A 25081-nucleotide genomic window follows, 5' to 3' on the forward strand; every position below is an offset into this window, starting at 1 on the left:
GTGCCTTCTTTGTGCAACTTTGTGTATTAGTTTATTTATCCCAACAACCAACAACTACTACTCAATATGCCGTCTAAAAGTACGTTTAACCTTATCAAAAATATCGACCACACGTTTCTCTTCTAGTTTTTTGATTTTTGCAATCGATTCAAAATCTAACTTACCAAAAATGTACAAATCCATAATGTTAGACACATTAAAAGGTAACCAGTTATATAGTTTATCAAATACTTTTGGCGATTGTTTCGTAGATAAATCCTCAACTTCAAAAGCAGTTAAAATCGACGTTTCTTTGTCTGAATATAATTGTAACGTTTCATTTTCATTTTGATGATAAGAGATATCGTTAAGTTCTGTGTTTAAGATAAAATCAAAGTCACCATCAACGGTATAGTCTTCAGTAAGCTTAGATAATTCTTTTTTAAGTATCGCATCTGTACTAATCGTTTCTTTGTGATAAGCTTCGTTTTTAAATAGTAGATTCATATAATTATCCACTATTTTAAACAGTTCAAGTTTTATAGCTAATGGTTCTGCTTCAACGTCAAAATCAGTATCATAAAGTATGATAATACTCTCGTCAATAATTCCGTTAGACGAAAACATATTTTTTGGTAAAATGCCTGTAGTTTCAGCAATATAGATTCTGTGTTTTACATAAGGATGTAAATGCGGTATGGCAGAAAGCACCTTTTTTTCAAAGGCATTTCGTGTCGTTTCTGATGTTAATTTTTCTGTTACACTCATGACCTAATAATTTTAAATTCTTTTAAAGTTAATTAAAAAGAATACACATCAATATGATAAAAGTCATTTTAACACCAGAGAATAAAGTTCAGTTACCTTAAAAGTTTGAGTATATGTACTTCTGAAGGAATGAATAAATTCAATACCTTTGAGATGTGCAAAAAGACTTCAATAATCACATCGATAAAAACCTTTCTATTTTAAAAGAGGGTAGGTTACTCATTGCTATTTCGGGTGGAATAGATAGTGTTGTATTAGCACATTTATGTAAAAATTTAAATCTGAATTTTTCGCTCGCACATTGTAATTTTAATTTAAGAGCAGAAGAAAGCAATAAAGATGAAGATTTTGTACTAGAATTGGCCGAAGCGTTAGATGTCGAAATATTTATTCAGAATTTTGATACGCAGGCTTATGCTGACGAAAATAAGCGTTCTATTCAGATGGCTGCACGCGAATTGCGTTACGATTGGTTTAAAGAATTGGCACAACAATTAAAATTCGATTATATTTTAACTGCACATCACGCAGATGATAATCTTGAAACCTTCCTCATTAATTTTACAAGAGGAACGGGTTTAAATGGATTAACTGGTATTCCAATGCTAAATAATAATGTGGTGCGTCCATTGTTACCATTTTCAAGAGCGCAAATTGAAGAGTATGCTAATAAGGAAAACATTATTTGGCGCGAAGATGCCAGTAATGCCTCTAGAAAATATTTACGGAATAAATTGCGTCATGAAGTGGTTCCAATTTTAAAAGAAATCAATCCGCAATTACTAGATAGCTTCCAAAATACCATTTCGAATCTTAATGATACAGCAGATCTCGTAGAAGATAATCTGAATGGTTTTGTGGAAAGAGCTATGGTTAGTAATGATGACTCTGGAATGACGTATAAGATTTCGGAATTTAAGGCCGTTCATAATCCTAAAGCTTATTTGTTTAATATGTTTAAGGGTTATGGCTTTACAGAATGGAATGATATCGTCGATTTGTTAGATGCACAATCTGGTAAACTGGTAAAATCTAATTCGCATCGTTTAATTAAACATCGTGATTATTTAATCTTAGCAACGTTATCTCATGCTGAGCAAAGTGAAGTCTCTCTATATATACAGGAAAGTGACAAGGCTATAAATACACCTTTTGGTAATTTGGTTATTAGCGAAGTTGATGTGATTTCTGTAACATCAAACCAAATTATTTATGTTGATAAAGACCTCTTAAAATTTCCGTTAGAATTAAGACTTTGGAAAGAAGGAGATGTTTTTCAGCCTATAGGAATGACTGGCAAAAAGAAGCTGAGTAAATATCTAAAAGACGAAAAATTATCTTTAGTCGAAAAAGAAAACATCTGGTTGTTAATGTCCGACGATAAGGTGATTTGGGTGATTGGACAACGTGCCGATGAGAGATTTAAGATCACAACAAAATCAAAATCAATACTTAAAGTTGAACTTACTTAAAGTACATTTAATTACTTTAAAATTAAATATTTAATTTAAATATAATAGAAATAATTTGAAACTAAAAGGAAACATAGTAGACATAGAAAATAGCAGAATCTTTAAAGGAGAAGTAACTATTAAAAATGGTAAAATCTCAAGTGTTGAAGAGGTAGACTGTGAAGAAAACCACTTCATCTTACCTGGTTTTGTAGATGCACATATTCATATTGAAAGTTCTATGTTGGTGCCTTCCGAGTTTGCTAAGATAGCTGTAAAACATGGTACAGTTTCTACAGTTTCAGATCCCCATGAGATTGCCAATGTTCTTGGTGTTGCAGGTGTAGAGTTCATGATAAATAATGGAAAAGAAACACCATTCAAATTCAATTTTGGAGCACCATCTTGTGTGCCTGCGACGAGCTTTGAATCTGCAGGAGCGGTTATAGATTCGGATGATATAAAGGCATTAATGGAGAATCCAGATATTAAGTATTTGGCTGAAATGATGAATTACCCAGGAGTCATTTATGATGATGCTGAAGTGCTTAAGAAAATAGAATGGGCAAAACACTATAATAAACCAGTAGATGGACATGCACCAGGTTTAAGAGGCGATGATTTAACAAAATATATTTCTGCAGGAATTTCTACAGATCACGAGTGTTTCACTTTTGAAGAAGGTGCAGAAAAACTACAAAAGGGTATGAAAGTGATTATTCGAGAGGGTAGTGCTGCCAAAAACTTTGAAGCTTTAATTGGTTTGTTGGATGAGAATTACGAGAATATGATGTTTTGTAGTGACGATAAACATCCAGACGATTTATTATTAGGTCACATTAATCAATTGTGTGCAAGAGCAGTAGCAAAAGGAATTGATGTATTTAAAGTTTTGCAGTCGGCTTGTGTAAACCCGGTGAAACATTACAATTTAGATGTGGGTTTGCTCAATGTTGGAGATGATGCAGATTGTATCGTAGTAGAAGATTTAAAAGATTTTAAAACGCTTGAAACCTATATTGATGGTGAGCTGGTATTTGCTAATGGAGTTTCACATGTGAAGCATGTAGATTTTCAGAATTTAAATAATTTCAACACCGATAAAAAAGACGTTTCAGATTTTAGATTTGAATCTGATGCAAAAGAAATTAGAGTGATTGAGTGTTTAGACGGAGAATTAGTAACCAATGAAATTATCGTAGATTCTAAGATTGAAAATGGAAATCTGGTGTCTAATACTGAAACAGATGTATTGAAAATGACGGTTGTTAATCGTTATAAAAATGATAAACCTGCTATTGCATTCATTAAAAATTACGGATTAAAAGAAGGAGCTATTGCAAGTTCTGTTGGTCACGATTCACATAATATAATTGCTATTGGAGTTTCAGACGAAGCCATTTGTAAAGCGGTGAATTTATTGGTAGAAAATGAAGGTGGTATTTGTGCAGTTAGTGATACAGAACAGAAAGTAGTTGCACTGCCTGTTGCAGGAATTATGAGTGATAAAAATGCCGAAGTTATTGGGAAACAATATTCAGAACTCGATAAAATGGCCAAACAATTGGGAAGTAAACTTCATGCGCCTTATATGAGTTTATCATTTATGGCTCTGTTGGTAATTCCAGCTTTAAAACTAAGTGATAAAGGACTTTTTGATGGTGGTAAATTTGAGTTTACCTCAGTTGAAGTTGCTTAATATCTTGTTATATCTTGCAAGGTTTTAAAATTCTTGTAGGTATAAATTCACTATTTATCTTTAAACCTTTCAAAAATTAAAACGCTACTATGATTAAAAGAATTCTACTTATTACATTCATTGTATTCACTTTTATAAGTTGTAAAAAAACAACCGATTCAGAAATTAAAGAACAGACCAAGGTTGAAGTCAAAGATACCTTTGTTCAAGATCATTACACAAAGCAAGAAGTGTCAATAGCGATGCGAGATGGTATAAATTTACATACGACCATTTATACTCCAAAAGATACCACAAAAACGTATCCAATGTTAATGATGCGAACGCCATATAGCTCTAGGCCTTACGGAGAAAATGAATTCAAAACCAAAATTGGACCAAATAAATACCTGATGGAAGAGGGGAATATTATGGTGTATCAAGATGTTAGAGGACGTTGGAATAGTGAAGGTGTTTACGATAATATGCGTGCTTATATTCCTAATAAAACAGGAAAACAATTTGATGAGGCTAGTGATACCTACGATACTATTGAATGGTTAGTAAATAATGTAGCTCATAATAATGGTAATGTTGGGACTTACGGAATTTCGTACCCAGGATTCTATGCCACTTATTCGCTTTTAGATTCGCATCCTGCATTAAAAGCGGTGTCACCACAAGCGTGTATTGGTGATTTTTTCTTTGATGATTTTATTCATAATGGCGCTTATATGTTAAGTTATTGGAGAGCAACAGGTTTATTTGGTTATATGAAAGATCAACCCACAACTGAATCTTGGTATACATTACCAGATTTACAAACAGAAGACCAGCATCAGTTTTTCTTAGATCATATGCCGTTAAGTAAATTAGATAAGTACTATGATAGTACCAATGTGTTTATGGAGCAACTGAAAACACATGTTACTTATGATGACTTTTGGCAATCAAGAGGGATTATTCAACATTTAAAAGATATAAAACCAGCAACAATGATTGTTGGAGGTTTGTTTGATGCGGAAGATTTATACGGACCTTTTAATACTTATAAAGCTATAGAAAAGAATAGCAATAATTATAATACCGTAGTTTTTGGACCATGGAGTCATGGTGATTGGGCTAGAAATAGTGAAAGACAAGTGGTTGGTAATATTCATTTTGGAGACGGTATATCTGATTACTTTCAGAAGCATATTGAAACGAAGTTCTTTAATCATTTCTTAAAAGGTGAAGCTAATGGTGAGACTAGTTTAGCTGAAGCGCAAATGTTTAATACGGGGACAAAAGAATGGCAATCTTTTGAAACTTGGCCACCAGAAAACACAACTAAAGAAGATTACTTTATGCAACCTTACGAGCGTTTAGCACAACAAGAAAATCGTATGATAGCAACATCTGATTTTGTTAGTGATCCAATGAAACCAGTGCCATATACGGAAGATATAGGTGTTGGATTTACACCACGTAAATTCATGACAGACGATCAACGTTTTGCTTCAAGACGTCCAGATGTGTTAACATTTGAAACTGAAATATTAGACGGAGATATCACGTTAGCTGGTGATATTTTAGCAAAATTGAAGGTTTCAACAACAGGAACAGCAGCCGATTGGATTGTAAAAGTGATTGATGTATATCCTGCAGATACTGAAAACACAGACGATGTTCAAGATCACTTAAAACTAAGTAATTACCACATGATGGTGCGAAGTGAAGTGTTACGTGGTCGTTTTAGAAACAGTATGTCAGAACCAGAGCCATTTATTCCAAATGAGAAAACAGCAGTTAACATAAAGTTACAAGATGTGTTTCATACGTTTAAAAAGGGACATAAAATTCAAGTACAAATACAGAGTACATTCTTTCCTTATATAGATGCAAATCCACAGACTTATGTAGATAATATTTTTGAAGCTAAGGAATCAGATTTCAAGAAACAAACACATAAAGTGTATAATGACTCAGCAATTGAGTTTACTGTACTTAAATAATATGTAATAATCACATCAGAGTTCTCACTTCGAGTGATTTCGAAGCATGAGAAATTGTATCGAGAAGTTTTTAGTAATTAATGCTTTAAAAAGTTCTCGATACAAAATTGCAAAAAAAAGCAATTTCATTATAACCGACTATAAGACAGGTTAATAGAGTAAGTTTAAATAGAGATAATTAAGAAAGATGCCAGTAATAGAATCTACCTACAAACCGCCATTTTGGGCAAGAAAAAGTTTTGTGTCAACCGTGTTTTCAGGTTTAGCACGAAAGGTAAAAGGAGTAGAGCAAACGAGAGAACGTATCATTTTAGAAGATACCGATTTTTTAGATTTAGATTGGAGCTATGCCAAACAAAAATCTAATAAAGTTATTATTTTACTTCACGGTTTAGAAGGTCGTGCGCAACGCCCTTATATTACGGGAGCAGCAAAACTATTTAATGAAAACAATATAGATGCTTGTGCTGTAAATTTTAGAAGCTGTAGTGGAGAACCAAATCTGTTGTTTAGAAGTTACCACTCTGGTGCTACGGAAGACTTAGATGCTGTGGTACAACATGTTTTATCAAAAGGGCAATATGATGAAATCTATATTAAAGGCATAAGTTTAGGTGCTAATATGGTATTAAAATACGTGGGAGAAGGTAGAGCACTTCCTACAGAATTAAAGTCTGTCATAGCTGTATCCTCACCTTGTGATTTAAAAGGTTCATGTGGCGAATTACTAAGCTTGAAGAATAAACATTATGCTATTCGATTTTTAGGACATCTAAAAGATAAATTGAAGCCTAAGTTAGAGCAATTTCCTAATGATATATCTATGGCCGATTTTAATGCTATTAAAACCTTAAAAGATTTTGATGATATATACACATCAAAAGCACATGGTTTTAAAGATGCTTTAGATTATTATGAGAAATCGAGTTGTTCTCAGTTTTTGCCGAATATTAAAATCCCAGCTTTAATCATTAATGCACTCAATGATTCTTTTTTGTCATCGGGATGTTATCCTGTAAAAGAAGCGAAAGAGAACCCAAATGTGTATTTAGAAATGCCTAAATATGGAGGTCATGTTGGGTTTATTCAAAAAGGGAAGGTGTATTATAATGAGCAGCGTGCTTTGGAGTTTGTTAATAAATGTTAATTTGCTGATTATTAATCTATATATATGAAACAGTTTTACGTTACGCTTATTTTGGTCTTTTGTTTGCAATTTTGTTTTGGGCAGATTGGGTTTGAAGAGAATTTTATAATTAATGAGAGAGAATTTGTAAATGACCCAACGAGCATTTTTAGTGGAGATTTTGATGGTGACGGTGATTTAGATGTGCTCGCTAGCTCTGACGATAAAATTGTTTGGTTTGAGAATGTAGATGGAAATGGTGATTTTAAAGTTAAACAAGTAATTAGTACAGATCAACGGCCTATAGAGAATATTTATGCAGCAGATTTAGATGGAGATGGCGATCTCGATGTGATTTCAGGTACTGGTAATAGTATCAGCGGGTCAATTGTTTGGTATGAAAACACCAATGGTCTTGGGAATTTTGGTAATCATATAGATCTACCCCAATCGTCTAGTTCTCGACCAACATTAGTTCATGCAACAGATTTTGATAACGATGGGGATATAGACGTGCTTGCAGCCTCTTACATACAAGGTCGTATCTGGTGGTATGAAAATTTAGATGGTAATGGAAACTTCGCTGAACGAAGTCTATTAGCAATGGATACTAATGGTAATACTAGTAGTAATTTATCTTCATTTATTACTTTTGACTTAGATGGTGATGGGGATTTAGATATTATGTCTTCTCATGTTGGTGATGATAAAATAGTTTGGTATGAAAATTTAGATGGTTTAGGTAATTTTGGTGCGCAACAAATAATTAGCACTGAAGCAGATGGACCATATAGTCTATATGCAATGGATTTAGATGGTGATGAAGATTTAGATTTTCTTTCTGCTTCATTGTACGACAACAAAATAGCATGGTATGAAAACTTAGGTAGTAATGGATCGTTTGGAAATCAACAAGTTATTTCTACTAATGTAAGTTTTCCAAGATCAGTATATTCTAATGATTTTGATGGCGATGGCGATATGGATGTAATTTCGGCATCGGCAACTGACAATAAAATAGCATGGTATGAAAATTTAGACGGTTATGGGAGTTTTGGAAGTCAACAAATTATAACTACTAATGCAGATTTTGCGGTATCATTATATTCTGGGGACTTCAACGGCGATGGTTATATAGATGTTTTGTCTGCGTCTAGACATGATGATAAAATAGCGTGGTATGAGAACACTGATGGGCAAGGTAACTTTAGTATTCCGCAAATTATTTCAGCAATTGTTTACAATTTAACTTCTACACATGTTAGTGATATAGACGGAGATGGAGACGTAGATGTTTTGTCTGCATCTAAAGGTGATGGTAAAATAGCCTGGTATGAAAATATAGATGGTTTAGGTAGTTTTGATTTGGGTTTGCAAAGAACAGTTATATCTAATGGATCTGAATTTAATTCAGTTTATTCTGCTGATATTGATGGTGATGGAGATATGGACGTACTTTCTGCCTCGAGAAATTCAGATGTTATAGCATGGTATGAAAATATAAATGGTTTAGGTAATTTTGGTCAACAACAACAAATAACTACAGATGCAGATGGTGCACAAAGTGTATACGCAATAGATATAGATGGAGATGGAGACATGGATGTAGTTTCTGCTTCTGCTTATGACAATAAAATAGCATGGTATGAGAATACAGATGGTTTAGGTGGTTTTGGAAGCCAGCAAATCATTACTACTAATGCAGAATTTGCAATATCATTATATTCAAGTGATCTTGATGGTGATGGTGATATGGATATAGTATCAGCGTCATTCAATGACAATAAAATTGCTTGGTATGAAAATACAGATGGGCAAGGTAACTTTGATAGCCAACAAATTATAACAACAGATGTTCTTGGAGCATCATCAGTTTATGCCGCTGATATAGATGGAGATGGTGATATGGATATATTGTCTACCTCAACTAGTGAAGGCAAAATTGATTGGTTTGAAAACATAAATGGATTAGGGAATTTTAGTCCTCGCAGAGAAATATCACAAAATGTAATTCAAGCTAATAATGTTTCTTCTGAGGATATGGATAATGATGGAGATTTAGATGTAATTTCAACAAACCCATGGGGAGTTTCTTGGTTTGAAAATTTAGATGGTCAAGGAAGTTTTGGTATAAAACAAAATATGGCAGACAACATCAACGCGGATGTAGCAAAATCATTAAATGTAACAGATATTGATGGTGATGGGGATATGGATGTTCTCACAGCTTTTTCGAGAAATAATACTACTGAGCCAAAGGATAAAATTATTTGGTATGAAAATCTTGGAATATTAACAAATGAAATATTAGGGCAAATACAACTTGATTTAAATTTGAATGGGTGTAGTTCCGAGGATTTCTTTGTACAAAATTTATTAGTTACAACAACAGATGGTCAGAACAGTTTATCAAGTTTTACCTTGCCTAACGGTATTTATCAACTTTTTCCGCAAGAAGGAACTTTTATAACCGAAATGACGACGGAATTGCCAGATTATTATAATGTAAGTCCTGGTACTTATACTTCAAATTTTGTTGGTTTAGGTAATAGTGAAACAATCGATTTTTGCATAGTGCCTACAATTGTTTTTAATGATTTAAATATTAGTATTTATCCTTCAATAAATGACCCAAGACCAGGCTTCAACACCACCTACCAAATAGTGTACAACAATATTGGCACAACCCAACTAAGCGGTTCAGTTTCCTTTGAGTTCGACGATTCAAAACTAAACTTCTTAAGCGCAAGTGAAGCCATAACGTCACAAACAGCAAACACATTAACATTCAATTTCATAGGTTTAAACCCTTTTGAAAAAAGCACCGTAGATTTAGAATTCAACGTGTTTGCACCACCAACCACAAACATCGATGATGAGCTAGTGGCAACTGCAACCATAAACCCAGTTTCTGGTGACGAAACAGAAGAAGACAATGTATTCGCTTTAAAGCAAACTGTTATAGGTTCCTACGATCCAAACGACATCACAGTCTTAGAAGGTGATGAAATCACGATTGAAGAAGCAGACAAATATTTACACTATTTAATCCGTTTTCAAAATACAGGAACCGCAAGTGCAATTAATGTAAGAGTAGAACATATATTGGATAGTAAATTAGATTGGACCACTATGCAATTGGAAAGTTTAAGTCATGCGGGTCGTGTGGAAATAATTGACGAAACTGATGTCAGTTTTATATTCAATACTATCAATTTACCAGATAGTACCAATGATGAGCCAAATTCTCATGGTTTTATTGCTTTTAAGATAAAGCCAAAGTCTAATGTTCAAGTAGGTGATATTTATAGTGCTGTAGCCGATATTTATTTTGATTTTAATCCGCCAATTATAACAAATACAGTTAATACTCAAATTGTAGAACCTTTGAGTGTTGATGAGTTTAATAAGCAAACTGTTCAACTATATCCTAATCCAACAACTTCTATATTAGAAATAAAATCAAACCAAATCATTGATAAAATTTCTATAGTAGATATTAATGGTAGACTATTGAAAGAAATTAAGTTATCTAATTTAAACTACGATTTAGATGTTTCAAGTTTAACTAAAGGAGTTTATTTCTTGGAGATTCATTCTAGTGAATCAAAATTGACTAAGAAGTTTATTAAAAATTGATTTGTAACTTAGAGCATTCCTGAAGGTCATGTTGCGTTTATAGATAAGGGGAATGTGTATTATAACGAAAAACGTGCTTTAGAGTTTGTGACAGAAAACTAAGTTTTTAAACAAAAGCATTCAATTTTATAATTGAAAAACATTCAGTATTCATCATTTTGTCTTAAAATTAGATTGTGGTAATAATTTAATAATATGCATAACATTATTGTGTAAATATTGTAATAATCGAATAACATTTACGTAATAGCTTAGGGGTTTTAATTTCATTTTTTTGTGAAATGAAACTGAAACCCTTTTTTATAATCCAGATTTGCGCTTTTCTAATCTTTATAGCAAGAGCCTACCAATTTTATTTTTTCGGAGCACCATTTAGAGCCATCCTTTGGGATGAAAGCTTAATGAGTCCTATTGTAGAAAATGTTTTTAACACGCCGTGGTATGATTATGCTACAAGTTCTAAAACCAATAAAGGCATAGCGAATCTTACCTTGTTTTTTAGCGTCACATTATTTGTGTCCGCATTTGTCAGTCTCTTTTGGAAACAGATTCCTTATATAAAACTTAAAAAAAGTATTATAGGGTTTAGTTTATTCATCTTATTTATACTTGGTGTATGTATGGTGAAAGATAAAAACTATGACTTCTTACAATTCTTTGAGCTTACCATGCAATTTGCGGCACCTTTAGTACTCTTCTTTACTAAAGATTTTGAAACACTTAATAAGCAGAAACTTATTTTTTGGTTAAAAGTATCAATTGCGTTGACGTTTATTCCGCATGGACTTTTTGCAATGGGATTCATATATGTGCCAGGTCATTTTATAGATATGACCATTAAAATATTAGGTGTCACAGAAACTCATGCGAGGCAACTATTGTTTGCAGTTGGCCTTTTAGATGTCATAGCAGCAGTTTTTCTGTTTGTTCCTAAATTGGTGAAACCTGCTTTTATTTATATCATCATTTGGGGAATCTTAACAGCACTTGCTCGAATAGTTGCTGGTTTTAATCCTGATTTCTTCCTTAATTCTATACATCACTTTTCCTATTTAACAGTCTATAGATTACCGCATGGTTTATTGCCTCTGGCGACTTTAATGTTATATGGCATTTATGATAAAACACTTAAAACAAAACACTAAAACTAAAAACTAAACCCTATTATGAAATTAAAATCACCTCTAATGTTTCTTATTTTGCTTGGCCTAGTTCGCTTAGGTTATGCAAATAATGACAAGTACAGGCTTATTCTTTTAGATGATCCTGCAACAACAATTACAGTAGCTTGGAATCAAATTTCTGGTTCTAATGCTTCTGTTTATTATGATACCATAGATCATGGTACTGACTTTAGTGCATATGCTTTTAATAAAACGGTAGATAGAGAGACGTCAGCAAAAGGAATGACCAATCAGTTTGCAAGATTATCTGGTTTATTACCAAATACAAATTATTATTTTTTAATAAATGATAGCGAAGGTGTAAGTCAACAATTTTGGTTTAGAACAGCACCAGATGACGACAGTAGATTGTTTTTCATTGCGGGAGGAGATTCTAGAAATAACAGAACACCAAGACAAAATGCTAATAAATTGGTAAGTAAGTTAAAACCACATGCCGTTTTATTTGGTGGAGATATGACCAATGCTGATAGTGATTCAGAGTGGCAAGATTGGTTTGAGGATTGGCAATTAACTACAGCTGCAGATGGAAGAATGTTTCCAATTGTACCAGCTAGAGGTAATCATGAAAACACATCTTCTATATATGACCTTTTTGATACGCCAAACGCGGATTCTTATTATGCAATGACGTGGGGAAATAATATGATTAGAACTTACACGTTAAATTCTGAAATTTCAGTGCTTGGTGATCAGTTAACTTGGTTAGAAGATGATTTAAATACGTCTTCTTATTTAACATGGAAAATGGCACAATATCATAAGCCAATGCGTCCACATACTTCAGGTAAATCTGAAGGAAATGCACAATATGGAGCATGGGCACAATTATTTTATGACCAACAAGTAAGATTGGTTGTAGATTGTGATTCGCACATGGCTAAAACAACATGGCCAATAAAACCATCATCAGATCCAGGAAATGATGAAGGTTTTGTTATTGAAGAACAAGCCGGAACTGTTTACACAGGTGAAGGATGTTGGGGAGCACCATTAAGAGATAATGATGACGATAAGAGTTGGACAAGAAACTCAGGGTCTTTCAATCAATTTAAACTAGTTTTTGTTGATAACGAAAAAATTGAGTTACGTACCATAGATGTTAATAATGCAGATGAGGTTGCAGAAGGAAGTAATACAGATCCTTTTACATTGCCTGAAGCATTAAATATCTTTTCACCAGAAACAGGAAGTGTTGTTACTATCTCTAATTCTAATATAGATGATAATCCTTGTCCTGTTGTAGGTATAACTTGTGATGATGAAAATGCAACGACTTTATATGATGAAGAAGATGGTTTTTGTAATTGTGAAGGTGTGCCAGATTTTGAATTAGTAGAAGAAACTATTGCAGTACAAAACAGTAGTGATGATGCTGAAGAGGAGATTGGAACAGGTTTAGTTTATACGGAAAGTACAGATTTAGAGTTAATCTATGATGATATCGATCAATTGGTGGGTATTCGTTTTGAAAATGTTCAAATCCCACAAGGCGCTACATTATATAGATCTTATATCCAGTTTCAAACTGATGAAACAAGTACTGAAAGTGATGTAACTAATTTAATCATTAATGGAGAATTATCATTAGCTAGTGAAACATTCACTTCTAATAATAATGATATTTCAGTAAGACCATTAACGGTTAGCGCTGTAAACTGGAACGATGTTGCACAATGGGAAACAGTAGGAGAAGCTGGTGTTAATCAGCGTACACCATATTTAAATAATGTTGTATATGAACTTATTTCTCAAACAGGTTGGGAAGTCGGTAATGCAATGACATTTATTTTATCAGGTTCAGGAGTAAGAATCGCAGAATCTTTTGATGGTTCGGCAGCACCAGAATTGAAATTATTCTATCAATTGCCATGTAATCCAGAAGGTACGACTTGTGATGACGGAAATCCTAATACGGTTTTAGATTTTGAAGATGGTAACTGTAATTGTATTGGAGTAGAAGAATCAGGAACATTGAATTACCAAATAAATCATGAAGATGATGATGCTGAAGAAGCAGAAGCAGGTGGAGCGATGTATACAGATAGTTCTGATTTAGAAATGGTTTATGATGCTTTTGAAGATCAATTCAACCAAACTGTTGGTATGCGCTTTAATGGCGTTACCTTACCACAAGGTGCTGTTATTTTAGATGCAGCTATTCAATTTACAACAGATGAATCTAATTCAGTAGCAACTAACTTAGTTATCAAAGGTGAGAAAGCTATTAATAGTTTACGTTTTACTACAGAGGCTTACAATATTACATCTAGAGAAAAAACAGACGCCGCAGTCACTTGGAGTGATGTTCCTGCATGGGAAACTGTAGGAGAGGCTGGAGAAAATCAGAAAACACCAAGCTTAAGAACTATTGTTCAAGAAATTGTAGATCAACCAGATTGGTTACCATATAGTTCTATGTCCTTTTTTATATCAGGTTCTGGTGAAAGAACAGCAGAGTCATTTAATGGTGATTCTGGTGCAGCACCTCAGCTAATTATAACATATTCATTAGAGTCTAATGACTGTCCTACTTACGGTACACCATGTGATGATGGCGATGCGAGTACAATTGATGATGAAGAAGATGGTTTTTGTAATTGTAATGGAATTCCTGATGATGTTGTAGAAGCTATTAATGAGGTGCTTAATTCTAGTGATGATGCTGAAGAAGAAATAGGAACAGGATTAGTTTATACGGAAAGCTCAGATTTAGAGTTGGTTTATGATGGTATTGATCAAGTCATTGGTGTGCGTTTTGATAATGTTCAAATGCCAGAGGGTGCTGTATTATCTAGAGCATACTTGCAATTTCAAACTGATGAAACAAGTGCAGATGCTGATATTACTAATTTAATGATCAATGGGGAATTGGCAACAGAGAGTGGGACTTTTACTTCTAATTTAAATGATATTACTTCAAGAGATCTAACAATGAGTTCTGTAAATTGGAATGATGTTGCTATGTGGAATACTACAGGTGAAGCGGGGCTTAATCAACGTTCACCTTACGTTACAAACATCGTTGAGGAAATTATTGCTCAAGATGGCTGGTTAAGCGGAAATGCAGTTACATTTATTATCTCAGGTTCTGGGAAGCGTGTCGCAGAATCATTTGATGGGGCGGCAGCACCTATCTTAAAATTATATTATCAAACACCTTGTGAGCCTGATGGAACGTCTTGTGACGATGGTAATGCAGATACGTTTTTTGATGTAGAAGATGGTAATTGTAATTGTGAAGGTATTCTAGAAACGGGTACATTAATTTATGAAGTTAATAGATCTAATAATGATGCTGAGGAAGAGGTGGCAACAGGAGCTATGGATTTAGGGAGTTCAGATTTAGAGCTTGTTGATGAAAGTGGTTCTACTAACCAACTTGTAGGTGTAAGATTTACAGATATTCAATTACCTTCTGATGCTGTAATTACTAACGCTTATATTCAATTTACGGTAGATGATGATAATTCTGATCCTACGAGTGTAGAGATAAGAGCAGAAGCTAATGCGTATTCATTGGAATTCTCAAACACAGATTTTGATATTTCATTTAGAACACTAGGAAATAATGTGGTAAGCTGGAACGATATACCTGCGTGGGATACTGAAAATATAGGAGATGCCGGTGTCAATCAGCAAACACCAAATATTGCTTCTTTAGTTGAAGAGATTTTAGCGCAGGACAACTGGACTATGTTTAATGCAATGACATTTGTAATCAATGGAAGTGGAGAGCGTGAAGCAGAAGCTTTTGATGGTTCTGCAGGACCTCAATTGGTTATTGAATATGCACTTTCTAGTTTGTCAGTAAAGGATGAAAGCTTAGGAGATGCTATAAGCATATATCCTAACCCAGTTGCTGATGTATTAAATATTGAATCGACTGTAGTTATTGATAAAATTACTATTTACGATGTAAATGGTAGACGTATCAATACTTTAATAAACAATAATAATTCAACAATCAATGTTGATGATTTATCAAATGGAGTTTACTTTTTAGAAATTCAATCTGGCATTAATAAAATGATTAAAAGATTTATTAAAAGCTAGATATTATAGTGTATCATAACTGAAGCCTTTCAAGATTATATTTTGAAAGGCTTTTTTATATCGTTGATTTTCTTAATTTTAAGAAAACTAATCATTTATGCTCAAAAAAGTTTTCGCTAGTGCCGTTTTTGGAGTGGAAGCCTCAACAATTACCGTTGAGGTTAATATTGACAAAGGTGTCGGTTATCATTTAGTCGGGTTGCCAGATAATGCCATTAAAGAAAGTAATTACAGAATAGCTGCTGCGCTTCAAAACAATGGTTACCGAATTCCGGGAAAAAAGATTACCATCAATATGGCACCTGCTGATTTAAGAAAAGAAGGTTCGGCGTACGATTTAACTTTGGCTGTTGGTATTTTAGCGGCATCTAATCAGATTAAAGCAGAAAACTTAGAGGATTACATTATAATGGGAGAGCTGTCCTTAGATGGCAGTTTACAGCCTTTTAAAGGAGCATTGCCAATTGCTGTTAAAGCACGAGAAGAAGGCTTTAAAAATATCATTCTGCCGATTCAAAATTGCAAAGAAGCCGCTATTGTAGATAATATAAAAGTCTTTGGAGTCGAAAACATCATGCAAGTCATTAATCATTTCGATAAAGGCGAACCTTTAGAGCAAACGATTATTAATACAAGAGAAGAATTTTACAAAAATCTAGATTTCCCAGAGTTTGATTTTGCAGACGTTAAAGGACAGGAATCCATTAAACGTTGTATGGAAATCGCAGCGGCAGGTGGTCATAATATTATTCTTATTGGGCCACCAGGTTCTGGTAAAACCATGCTAGCAAAACGTTTACCGAGTATATTACCTCCAATGACTTTGCATGAAGCTTTAGAAACAACTAAAATACATTCGGTTGTTGGGAGAGTAAAAGCACATACGGGTTTAATGGCGCAACGGCCTTTTAGAAGCCCTCACCACACAATTTCGAATGTAGCCCTTGTAGGCGGCGGAAGTTACCCGCAACCAGGCGAAATTTCTCTATCGCATAATGGAGTTTTATTCTTAGATGAATTACCAGAATTTAAACGTGAAGTTTTAGAAGTCATGCGTCAGCCTTTGGAGGATCGGGAAGTGACGATTTCTAGAGCAAAATTCACAGTGACTTATCCTTCGTCTTTTATGCTAGTGGCAAGTATGAATCCAAGCCCTAGTGGTTATTTTAACGATCCGGATTCTCCGATAACATCATCTCCTGCGGAAATGCAACGTTATATGGGGAAAATCTCTGGTCCACTTTTAGACCGAATAGATATTCATATTGAAGTTACTCCTGTGCCATTTGAGAAATTGGCAGACGAGCGGAATGGTGAGTCTTCAGTTGATATTAGAAAACGAGTAACTTCAGCTAGAGAGAACCAAACGGAACGTTTTAAAGAATTGGAAAATATTCATTACAATGCACAAATGAACACGAAGCAAATCCGAAAATATTGCAAATTAGATGAACCTTCAATGTTACTTTTGAAATCTGCTATGGAACGCTTAAATTTATCAGCAAGAGCTTACGACAGAATTCTGAAAGTTTCTAGAACAATCGCAGATTTAGAAGGTTCTGATGATGTTTTAGGAGGACATATTAGTGAGGCCATTCAGTATCGTAGTTTAGATCGTGAAGGTTGGTTAGGTTAATTATATTTATAGATCATTAGTAGTTGATTTATAGTTTAATAATTGCCTTTACCTAATTAAACAATTTATAATAATAGTTTAAAAATATAAATGAAAAAATATTACATTTTAATAGGAGTATTGTTTGCTTTTAGTTGTAAAAATAATGAAGAAAAACAAGTTGAGATCTCGGCTAATGTTGTAGAAGTTGAGGTTGTAAAAACTCCGGTTTTAAATCTTGAACAAGCTAACCGTTTAGCGCAATTACCACTGCATTGTATGGATACGGAATATCCAAACAAGCTTAATCAAACGATTGGTACTGCTTCTGATTTAAAGACTCCAAAAGAATTACATCCTGCATTTTATGGTTGTTTCGATTGGCATTCTGCTGTTCATGGCCATTGGAGTTTGGTGTCTTTGTTAAAGGATTTTCCGGATTTGGATAATAGAGCAGAAATAGGACAGAAATTACTTCATAATATATCGAAGGAAAACATAGAACAAGAATTGCTTTATTTTGACGGAGAATACAATTCGTCTTTTGAGCGCACTTATGGTTGGGCCTGGTTATTGAAGCTTGCTGAAGAATTGCACACCTGGGATAATCCGTTGGCTCGTAAATTGGAAGCTAATTTGCAACCGATGACAAATATGATTGTTGGGAAGTACTTAGAATTTCTACCCAAATTAAATTATCCAATCAGAGTAGGAGAACACCCTAATACCGCATTCGGTCTAAGTTTTGCTTATGATTACGCGGTTGCAGTAGAGCATTCAGAATTAATGACTTTAATAGAAAATAGAGCGAAAGATTTTTATGAAAAAGATCAAGATTGTCCAATAGAATGGGAGCCAAGTGGTTTCGATTTTTTGTCACCTTGCTTAGAGGAAGCGGCTTTAATGAAGCGTGTTCTGTCTGTTGAAGACTTTAAAGTATGGGTAAATGATTTTATACCAGAATTAATAAATGATGATTTTGATATCGCTGTAGGTGAAGTCTCTGATAGAACTGACGGAAAGCTGGTGCATCTTGATGGTGTCAACTTTTCTAGAGCATGGAGTCTCAATTATATCGCTCAAGATTTACCAGAATACAAACATCTTCAGAATTTAGCGAATAAGCATATTAATTATTCGTTACCAAGTATTGTTGGGGATAGCTACGAAGGAGGGCATTGGTTAGGGAGTTTCGCTATTTACGCTCTGAATTCTATAGGTAACGAATGAAGAAATTTTTTAAAAATATTGGACCAGGACCTTTAGTTGCAGCCGCATTTATTGGTCCGGGAACAGTGACGGTTTGCACTTTAGCGGGAGTCAATTTCGGATTCACATTATTGTGGGCCATGGCATTATCTATTTTTGCAACCGTTATATTGCAAGAAATGGCAGCGCGATTAGGAATCGTTTCTCAAAAAGGTTTATCTGAAATTATTAGAGAAGAAATAAAACACCCAATTGTAAAAGGTATTGCTGTGCTTCTAATTATCAGCGCTATCGTCATTGGAAATGCAGCTTACGAAGCCGGAAACATTAGTGGAGGTGCTTTAGGAATGGAAGCTATTGTTGGAAATGTGATTTTGGAAGTCGGTCAGCTAAAACTCAATATAATGAGTTTAATTATTGGTGCCATTGCTTTTGTTTTACTTTATATCGGAAATTATAAAGTATTAGAGAAAGTCTTTGTGTTTTTAGTGATTTTGATGAGTTTTGCCTTTATAACGACAGCGATTCTTACAAAACCTAATCTTCTAGAAATTTTAAAAGGTATCGTTACTCCTGTGGCTCCAGAGGGTAGTATTTTAACGGTTATTGCATTAATTGGAACAACCGTTGTGCCTTACAATCTCTTTTTGCATGCGTCTTTAGCAAAAACCAAATGGAAATCGAATAATGACTTACCATTGGCGAAGAAAGATACCTTAGTTGCTGTAATTTTAGGCGGAACGGTGTCAATGTGTATTATCGTTGCGGCATCAGCTATTCAAAAACAACCCATTACAAATACGTCTGACTTAGCTTTAGGTTTAGAGCCTTTGTTTGGAAGTTTTGCAAAATACTTTTTAGCTATTGGTTTATTTGCTGCAGGAATTACGAGCGCGATTACAGCACCTTTAGCTGCTGCATTTGTAGCTAGTGGGTGTTTAGGGTGGGAGCTAGATTTAAAATCTAAAAAGTTTAAATCGGTTTGGATGTTTATCGTGGTATTGGGGGTTGTGTTTTCTGGTATTGGATTTAAATCTATCGAAATTATAAAATTCGCTCAAGTCGCTAATGGCTTATTATTGCCTGTTATTGCTGGGTTTTTGTTGTGGATAATGAATAAATCGTCTGTTTTAGGTGTGTTTGTAAATTCGAAATTTCAGAATGCTTTAGGGGGTGTTATTTTAGTAATCACAATCTTTTTGGGTGCAAAAGGGGTTTTGAGCGTTTTTAATATATTGTAAAATGGAAAATGTTATTAGTGTAGATATCAATGCAGACGTTGGTGAAGGGGTAGGGAATGAGTTTGAATTGATGCCTTATCTGTCTTCATGCAATATAGCTTGTGGTGGTCATGCTGGTGATCTAGAGTCTATAACTGAGGTTGTGCAGTTGGCGAAGAAGTATCAAGTGAAAATTGGAGCGCATCCTTCATTCCCTGATATATTGAATTTTGGGAGACAAATCATGAGTCTTACTAATGCCGATTTATATGTAAGTTTAAAACATCAAATAGAAACCTTGCAAGCAGTTTTGCAAAATGAGTGTTTGCCTTTAAACCACATAAAGCCTCATGGTGCATTATATAATTTGGCAGCTAAAGATGAAAATACGGCTCAGGTTATTGTTGAGGTTGTAAAGAGTTTTTCGACTCCAATTAAGTTATATGCACCTTATAATTCTGTGATTGCTAAGCTAGCAAAACAAGAACATATTGAAGTTGTGTTTGAAGCCTTCGCGGATAGAAATTACAACGAAGATTTATCCTTAGTTTCTCGCAGAGATAAAGATGCTATTTTACATGAAAAGGAAGCTGTTTTGAGTCATGTTTTGAGCATGGTAAATCATCAAAAAGTGACGTCTGTAAGAGGGGTAGAAGTTTCGGTAAAGGCATCGACATTTTGTGTGCATGGAGACACAGAGAATGCCATTGAGATTTTAAAGTTTTTATCCGATAATTTAAAGAAAAACAACATTCAAATTCAATAGGAAATCATGAGTTTTCAACTTCGATATTCACAATATAATGAGCGCTCTATTCTAATAGAGTGGCCAGTAGTTATTGATGAAGAAACGCTTAAAGATGTTTTGTTTTTTAAAGAAGTGATTGGGGTTGTTTTAATTAAAGAATCTGTTGAGTTAATTTCTGCATATAATTCAATTTTAGTGGTTTATGGTTATGGTATTGATGATGTCAATAGTGTGTTTTTAAGCTTAAAAAAAATATATTCAACCTTTGATAATTTAAAAGAAATAAATTCTAAAACTTTTAGAATACCTGTTTGTTATGATGAAGAATTTAGTTTCGATTTAGAAAGCTATTCTAAAGCAATACATTTGTCAAAAGACGCTGTTTTAAAGTTGCATTCCGAGGCGATTTACAGTGTGTATTTTATAGGATTTTTACCGGGATTTTTATATTTAGGAGGGCTCAATTCAGCCTTGTATTTAGATCGAAAAACAACACCAAGTTTCAATGTAAAAAAAGGGGCTGTAGGCATCGGTGGAAAGCAAACCGGAATTTACCCACAAGACAGTCCAGGAGGTTGGCATATTATAGGAAATTCACCTATTGAATTATTCAATCCAAAACAAAATCCGCCGTGTTTCATAAAAGCAGGAGATAAGATAAAGTTTTATTCTATTTCAAAATCAGAATATCAACACATCAAATCCGAAGTCATAAATTCATGTTTCGATTTTAAAACATTATTAGTGCATGATTAAGGTTTTAAAAACAGGATTCTATTCCACGATTCAAGATGAAGGGCGTTTAGGGTATCTAGGTTATGGAGTACCAATATCTGGTGCTATGGATTCTTATTCTAGTCAATTTGCCAATGCGCTTCTCGGTAATGATGAAGATGCTGCAGTCTTAGAAATGACAATGACAGGTGCAGAATTATTGTTTTTAACGGCCACGACTATTGCCATTACAGGTGCAGACATGAGTCCTAAATTAAATGGTAAGCCGATTATGATGTTTAAATCAATTACGGTTAAGGATAATGATGCGCTAACTTTTGGGAAACTGATTAAAGGCTTTAGAGCTTATATGGCTGTAAAAGGAGGAGTGTTATCCGAAACGGTTTTAGGAAGTAGAAGTATGATGCAAGGTATTACGGATGACATCCGAATTCAAAAGGGTGATTGTTTAGATACAATGAAGCCTTCAAGCTTAATACTTCCAAAACATGCAAAGTTAAAGTTTGATGCGTCCTATTTGGATGAGGATATTTTCTGTGTTACGAGAGGTCCGGAATTTGAGAAACTCTCTAAAGACCAAAAGGATGTACTTATAAATACCACGTTTGAAGTTTCAAAATACAACAATCGCATGGCTTATCAACTTCAACCTTTAGTCCAAAATGATTTAAAATCTATATTAACCTCAGCGGTTTTACCAGGAACGGTACAGCTTACACCATCAGGGCAACTCATCGTTTTAATGCGCGATTGCCAAACGACAGGTGGTTATCCTAGAGTCCTTCAGTTAACCGAAAAATCAATAAATAGCCTAAGCCAAAAGACTACAGGTAATTACCTAAATATCAGAATGAATGATTGATTCTCTATGAAAACGATTGATTTAAATTTTATATGTTAAATATAATCAATAATTTACGGTCGCTATTAACAAAACCAACGGTTGATTATGAAAAATTTTGGATTGCTTATTATAGGAGTTATTTTAGGTGCACTAGTTATGTATTTTTATTGCTGTAATGATGGAGATATGATAACAGAACCACCAACAGTAAAGCCCCCGTCAGGTATAATTACACCAGAAGAAATTAAAACACTAGACCAAGCGTATAATGAGCGTTATGAGATAATAAATGATTCACTATTTAAAAATTCTAAAACAGGAGATAACAGATCATCTTGGTATAAAATAGAAGATATTGAGATTTATATAGCCTACGCTAAGCAGCAAGCTAAAGATAATGGAAATACATTAGATGGATTACGTTTGTATTTAGGTGCGCATCCAGATACCAAAGAAGCCGAAGGTTTAACAACATTACTGTTTGTACCTACAGGCTACAAGAACACTTCTGAAGGTGGTTTTATATCTATACAAGGTGGAAGCAATGACTTAAAAGGTTCTGATGGTTTAAATTTTGGTAATCAAGGCATGCCACCAAAAGCAAATTATCCACAATAACAGATTTTATGGATGATTTTCTTAAAGAAAATTATAGTTTAATTACATCAATGGTAGAATTATTTGCCGCAATTATTGGTGTAATTACTTATAAGTCATACAAATTCACACCAGTTAAGTATATCATTTACTTTTTAGCATATGCATTTTTTGTAGATTTAATTGGCGGTTATCCAAATTACTTAAAGGATATAGGTTATTTCCATCTCATTGAAGGTACTCTGATTGAAAGTAATTATTGGTGGTACACTTTATTTTGGTGGATTGGCTTAGCGTTAATGATGGTTTTTGTTAATTATAAAGTTGTCAAAACGGTTCGGTTTAAACAAATTCTGAAATATGGATTTTATATCTATCTGTTGCAAGTTATATTGTATATCATTTTTAAATTTGAAAATTTATTTAATTACAATGAATTTATAAGCATTGCTAGCTTATGGATAATAATTTTATCCATAATTATCTACTTTTTTGAGACCTTGGCATCAGAAACGATAGTTTTATTCTATAAATCCATTTATTTTTATTTTAATGCTACTTTTTTTATTTGGATTCTAATAATTTTCCCAATATTGTTTTTTGAATTATATTTTATAGAAGACGATTGGGATTATGTACTTTTAAAATGGAAAATTCACTTATCATTAAACATTTTTCTTTATATGACGTTATCAGCTGCGTTACTATTTTGCAAGCCGAAGGCCCAATAATTAGTACTCAGGCAGAACGGAATTTAATTATATATATGATTATTGTATTAATCATCATATGCTCATTAGTCATTCTCTTTTTTGTCTTTTATCAAAAACGTAAAAATCAGCTTTTATTAAGAAATGTTGAGCAACAACAAAAATTTGATGAAGAGTTGTTAAAGACGCAACAAGAAATTCAGGAAGAAACCTTAAAACATGTTGGTAGGGAATTACACGATAACATTGGGCAAATGCTCGTTATGTCTACAATGCAAATGAATGCGGCTTTAACAGCTGTGAATAACGAAGCTAAGACTAAAGTTAATAATGCGGCAGAAACTCTAAAAAACACATTAGATGAAGTGAGAGCGTTATCTAAATCTCTAAATAACGACGTCATCTTTAATTTAGGTTTTGAAGCTACTTTGGAAAATGAAGTGGCGCGCTTAAATAAATCAGGGCTTATTGATTCTACGTTATCAATAACAGGTGAGAAGGTAAATTTCGAGAATAAAAAAGATGAAATTATCTTATTTAGGATTCTTCAAGAATTTTTTTCAAATACCTTGAAGTATGCTGAAGCTGAGCATCTAAACATAACTTTATCTTACCAAGAACAATTATTAATAATAAAAATTGAAGATGATGGTATCGGCTATGATATTGAATCTGTAGCAAAAAGCTCTGGATTAATTAACATGAAAAAAAGAGCAGAACTGTTAAGTGCTAAATATAACCTAGAATCTCAAAAGCATAAAGGCACGACACTTACGTTGGAATATCCATATAGAACAATTTAAATATTGCAAGCATTCCAAAGTGGATCATTTGGTAATGGAGCTGTAATAAATACCTCTTCTTTTTTTACAGGATGTACAAAACGTAAGGTTCTAGCATGTAAACTAATGCTAGCATCTTTATTGCTACGATCAAAACCATACTTTAAATCTCCTTTTATGGGACAGCCTATGGATGCTAATTGTACACGGATTTGGTGATGTCTTCCAGTTTCTAAATCAATTTCTAATAAAAAGAAATTATCAAGTTTTTGGATGACTTTATAATGTAGAATAGCCTTTTTGCTGCCTTCAACTTCTTTAATATATGCGGTGGATTTATTGTTTTTAGGATTCTTTTTTAGCCAATGAACTAAGGTGTCACTCGTTTTTGGCGGCTGTTCTTTAACCAAAGCCCAATAGGTCTTTTTCGCTGTTTTTTCTGCAAATAATTTATTTAGTCGAGGAAGTGATTTGCTAGTTTTAGCAAACATCACAATGCCTGTTGTTGGTCGGTCTAAACGATGTACAACACCTAGATATACATTACCATCCTTATTATATTTATCTTTTAGATACGACTTAACCACTTCACTCAGCGGTTTATCACCTGTTTTGTCACCTTGTACAATATCTCCAGCTCTTTTATTTACAATGATGATGTGATTGTCTTCGTGGATAACTTGAAGGTTATTTTTGTTGGAAAGGATTTTATGAGACATTTTAGATCTTTAGACTTTTAGACGTTT

The 25081-nt window shown here is 33.7% G+C and carries 18 protein-coding genes; 16 read left to right on the forward strand and 2 right to left on the reverse strand.

The window, feature by feature from the left end; all coding sequences use genetic code 11:
* Window positions 1-57: 57 nt before the first annotated feature.
* Window positions 58-747: a hypothetical protein gene (locus HM986_RS15365; RefSeq protein WP_179335960.1), complete on the reverse strand. Its 690-nt coding sequence runs from the start codon at window positions 745-747 to the stop codon at window positions 58-60.
* Window positions 748-902: 155 nt separating this feature from the next.
* Here HM986_RS15365 and tilS point away from each other — a divergent pair, with 155 nt between their 5' ends.
* The 16 genes from tilS to HM986_RS15445 all read left to right on the forward strand — a co-directional run bounded on the left by tilS (window position 903) and on the right by HM986_RS15445 (window position 24356).
* A complete protein-coding gene (tilS, locus tag HM986_RS15370; RefSeq protein WP_179335961.1) occupies window positions 903-2219 on the forward strand; it encodes a tRNA lysidine(34) synthetase TilS in 1317 nt (438 codons plus the stop codon).
* 55 nt (window positions 2220-2274) lie between these two features.
* Window positions 2275-3897, forward strand: coding sequence for an adenine deaminase (ade, locus tag HM986_RS15375; RefSeq protein ID WP_179335962.1), 1623 nt, complete (start codon window positions 2275-2277; stop codon window positions 3895-3897).
* An 89-nt stretch (window positions 3898-3986) separates the two neighbouring features.
* Window positions 3987-5870 carry a CocE/NonD family hydrolase gene (locus tag HM986_RS15380; RefSeq protein ID WP_179335963.1) on the forward strand — a complete coding sequence of 628 codons (1884 nt, stop codon included), beginning with the start codon at window positions 3987-3989 and terminating at the stop codon, window positions 5868-5870.
* A gap of 187 nt (window positions 5871-6057) precedes the next feature.
* Window positions 6058-7017 (forward strand): YheT family hydrolase, encoded by a 960-nt coding sequence (locus tag HM986_RS15385; RefSeq protein ID WP_179335964.1) that lies wholly within the window; start codon window positions 6058-6060, stop codon window positions 7015-7017.
* Window positions 7018-7041: 24 nt separating this feature from the next.
* On the forward strand, window positions 7042-10635 hold the full coding sequence (locus HM986_RS15390) for a T9SS type A sorting domain-containing protein (protein ID WP_179335965.1): 3594 nt from the start codon (window positions 7042-7044) through the stop codon (window positions 10633-10635).
* A gap of 281 nt (window positions 10636-10916) precedes the next feature.
* Window positions 10917-11780 (forward strand): hypothetical protein, encoded by an 864-nt coding sequence (locus tag HM986_RS15395; protein ID WP_179335966.1) that lies wholly within the window; start codon window positions 10917-10919, stop codon window positions 11778-11780.
* A 21-nt stretch (window positions 11781-11801) separates the two neighbouring features.
* Complete coding sequence (locus HM986_RS15400; RefSeq protein ID WP_179335967.1) at window positions 11802-15875, forward strand: T9SS type A sorting domain-containing protein; 4074 nt, start codon at window positions 11802-11804, stop codon at window positions 15873-15875.
* A gap of 97 nt (window positions 15876-15972) precedes the next feature.
* Window positions 15973-17511, forward strand: coding sequence for a YifB family Mg chelatase-like AAA ATPase (locus tag HM986_RS15405; protein WP_179335968.1), 1539 nt, complete (start codon window positions 15973-15975; stop codon window positions 17509-17511).
* Between the two features lie 90 nt (window positions 17512-17601).
* Window positions 17602-18720: a DUF2891 domain-containing protein gene (locus HM986_RS15410; RefSeq protein ID WP_179335969.1), complete on the forward strand. Its 1119-nt coding sequence runs from the start codon at window positions 17602-17604 to the stop codon at window positions 18718-18720.
* On the forward strand, window positions 18717-19940 hold the full coding sequence (locus HM986_RS15415; protein ID WP_179335970.1) for an Nramp family divalent metal transporter: 1224 nt from the start codon (window positions 18717-18719) through the stop codon (window positions 19938-19940). The genes HM986_RS15410 and HM986_RS15415 overlap by 4 nt, the downstream gene beginning before the upstream one ends.
* 1 nt (window position 19941) lies before the next feature.
* Window positions 19942-20685: a 5-oxoprolinase subunit PxpA gene (pxpA, locus tag HM986_RS15420; protein ID WP_179335971.1), complete on the forward strand. Its 744-nt coding sequence runs from the start codon at window positions 19942-19944 to the stop codon at window positions 20683-20685.
* A 6-nt stretch (window positions 20686-20691) separates the two neighbouring features.
* The gene (gene pxpB / locus HM986_RS15425) at window positions 20692-21423 is read left to right on the forward strand and encodes a 5-oxoprolinase subunit PxpB (RefSeq protein ID WP_179335972.1); all 732 of its coding nucleotides are present in this window, start codon (window positions 20692-20694) and stop codon (window positions 21421-21423) included.
* On the forward strand, window positions 21416-22264 hold the full coding sequence (locus HM986_RS15430) for a 5-oxoprolinase subunit C family protein (RefSeq protein ID WP_179335973.1): 849 nt from the start codon (window positions 21416-21418) through the stop codon (window positions 22262-22264). The genes pxpB and HM986_RS15430 overlap by 8 nt, the downstream gene beginning before the upstream one ends.
* A gap of 87 nt (window positions 22265-22351) precedes the next feature.
* Window positions 22352-22864, forward strand: coding sequence for a hypothetical protein (locus HM986_RS15435; protein WP_179335974.1), 513 nt, complete (start codon window positions 22352-22354; stop codon window positions 22862-22864).
* A gap of 8 nt (window positions 22865-22872) precedes the next feature.
* Window positions 22873-23574, forward strand: a complete 702-nt coding sequence (locus HM986_RS15440; RefSeq protein ID WP_179335975.1) for a hypothetical protein — start codon at window positions 22873-22875, stop codon at window positions 23572-23574.
* A gap of 35 nt (window positions 23575-23609) precedes the next feature.
* A complete protein-coding gene (locus HM986_RS15445; RefSeq protein ID WP_179336029.1) occupies window positions 23610-24356 on the forward strand; it encodes a sensor histidine kinase in 747 nt (248 codons plus the stop codon).
* Here HM986_RS15445 and HM986_RS15450 read toward each other — a convergent pair.
* Window positions 24353-25054, reverse strand: coding sequence for an RluA family pseudouridine synthase (locus HM986_RS15450; RefSeq protein ID WP_179335976.1), 702 nt, complete (start codon window positions 25052-25054; stop codon window positions 24353-24355). The two genes, HM986_RS15445 and HM986_RS15450, sit on opposite strands and share 4 nt — an antisense overlap.
* Window positions 25055-25081 lie beyond the last annotated feature (27 nt).

The sequence above is a fragment of the Winogradskyella costae genome (assembly GCF_013403865.1).
Lineage (GTDB): Bacteria > Bacteroidota > Bacteroidia > Flavobacteriales > Flavobacteriaceae > Winogradskyella > Winogradskyella costae.

What these genes read in the sequence shown, in the direction of transcription:
- HM986_RS15365 (WP_179335960.1), bottom strand. Translation starts at nt 747, where the DNA reads ATGAGTGTAACAGAAAAATTAACATCAGAAACGACACGAAATGCCTTT.
- HM986_RS15380 (WP_179335963.1), top strand. Translation starts at nt 3,987, where the DNA reads ATGATTAAAAGAATTCTACTTATTACATTCATTGTATTCACTTTTATA.
- HM986_RS15385 (WP_179335964.1), top strand. Translation starts at nt 6,058, where the DNA reads ATGCCAGTAATAGAATCTACCTACAAACCGCCATTTTGGGCAAGAAAA.
- HM986_RS15390 (WP_179335965.1), top strand. Translation starts at nt 7,042, where the DNA reads ATGAAACAGTTTTACGTTACGCTTATTTTGGTCTTTTGTTTGCAATTT.
- HM986_RS15395 (WP_179335966.1), top strand. Translation starts at nt 10,917, where the DNA reads ATGAAACTGAAACCCTTTTTTATAATCCAGATTTGCGCTTTTCTAATC.
- HM986_RS15400 (WP_179335967.1), top strand. Translation starts at nt 11,802, where the DNA reads ATGAAATTAAAATCACCTCTAATGTTTCTTATTTTGCTTGGCCTAGTT.
- HM986_RS15405 (WP_179335968.1), top strand. Translation starts at nt 15,973, where the DNA reads ATGCTCAAAAAAGTTTTCGCTAGTGCCGTTTTTGGAGTGGAAGCCTCA.
- HM986_RS15410 (WP_179335969.1), top strand. Translation starts at nt 17,602, where the DNA reads ATGAAAAAATATTACATTTTAATAGGAGTATTGTTTGCTTTTAGTTGT.
- HM986_RS15415 (WP_179335970.1), top strand. Translation starts at nt 18,717, where the DNA reads ATGAAGAAATTTTTTAAAAATATTGGACCAGGACCTTTAGTTGCAGCC.
- pxpA (WP_179335971.1), top strand. Translation starts at nt 19,942, where the DNA reads ATGGAAAATGTTATTAGTGTAGATATCAATGCAGACGTTGGTGAAGGG.
- pxpB (WP_179335972.1), top strand. Translation starts at nt 20,692, where the DNA reads ATGAGTTTTCAACTTCGATATTCACAATATAATGAGCGCTCTATTCTA.
- HM986_RS15430 (WP_179335973.1), top strand. Translation starts at nt 21,416, where the DNA reads ATGATTAAGGTTTTAAAAACAGGATTCTATTCCACGATTCAAGATGAA.
- HM986_RS15435 (WP_179335974.1), top strand. Translation starts at nt 22,352, where the DNA reads ATGAAAAATTTTGGATTGCTTATTATAGGAGTTATTTTAGGTGCACTA.
- HM986_RS15440 (WP_179335975.1), top strand. Translation starts at nt 22,873, where the DNA reads ATGGATGATTTTCTTAAAGAAAATTATAGTTTAATTACATCAATGGTA.
- HM986_RS15445 (WP_179336029.1), top strand. Translation starts at nt 23,610, where the DNA reads ATGATTATTGTATTAATCATCATATGCTCATTAGTCATTCTCTTTTTT.
- HM986_RS15450 (WP_179335976.1), bottom strand. Translation starts at nt 25,054, where the DNA reads ATGTCTCATAAAATCCTTTCCAACAAAAATAACCTTCAAGTTATCCAC.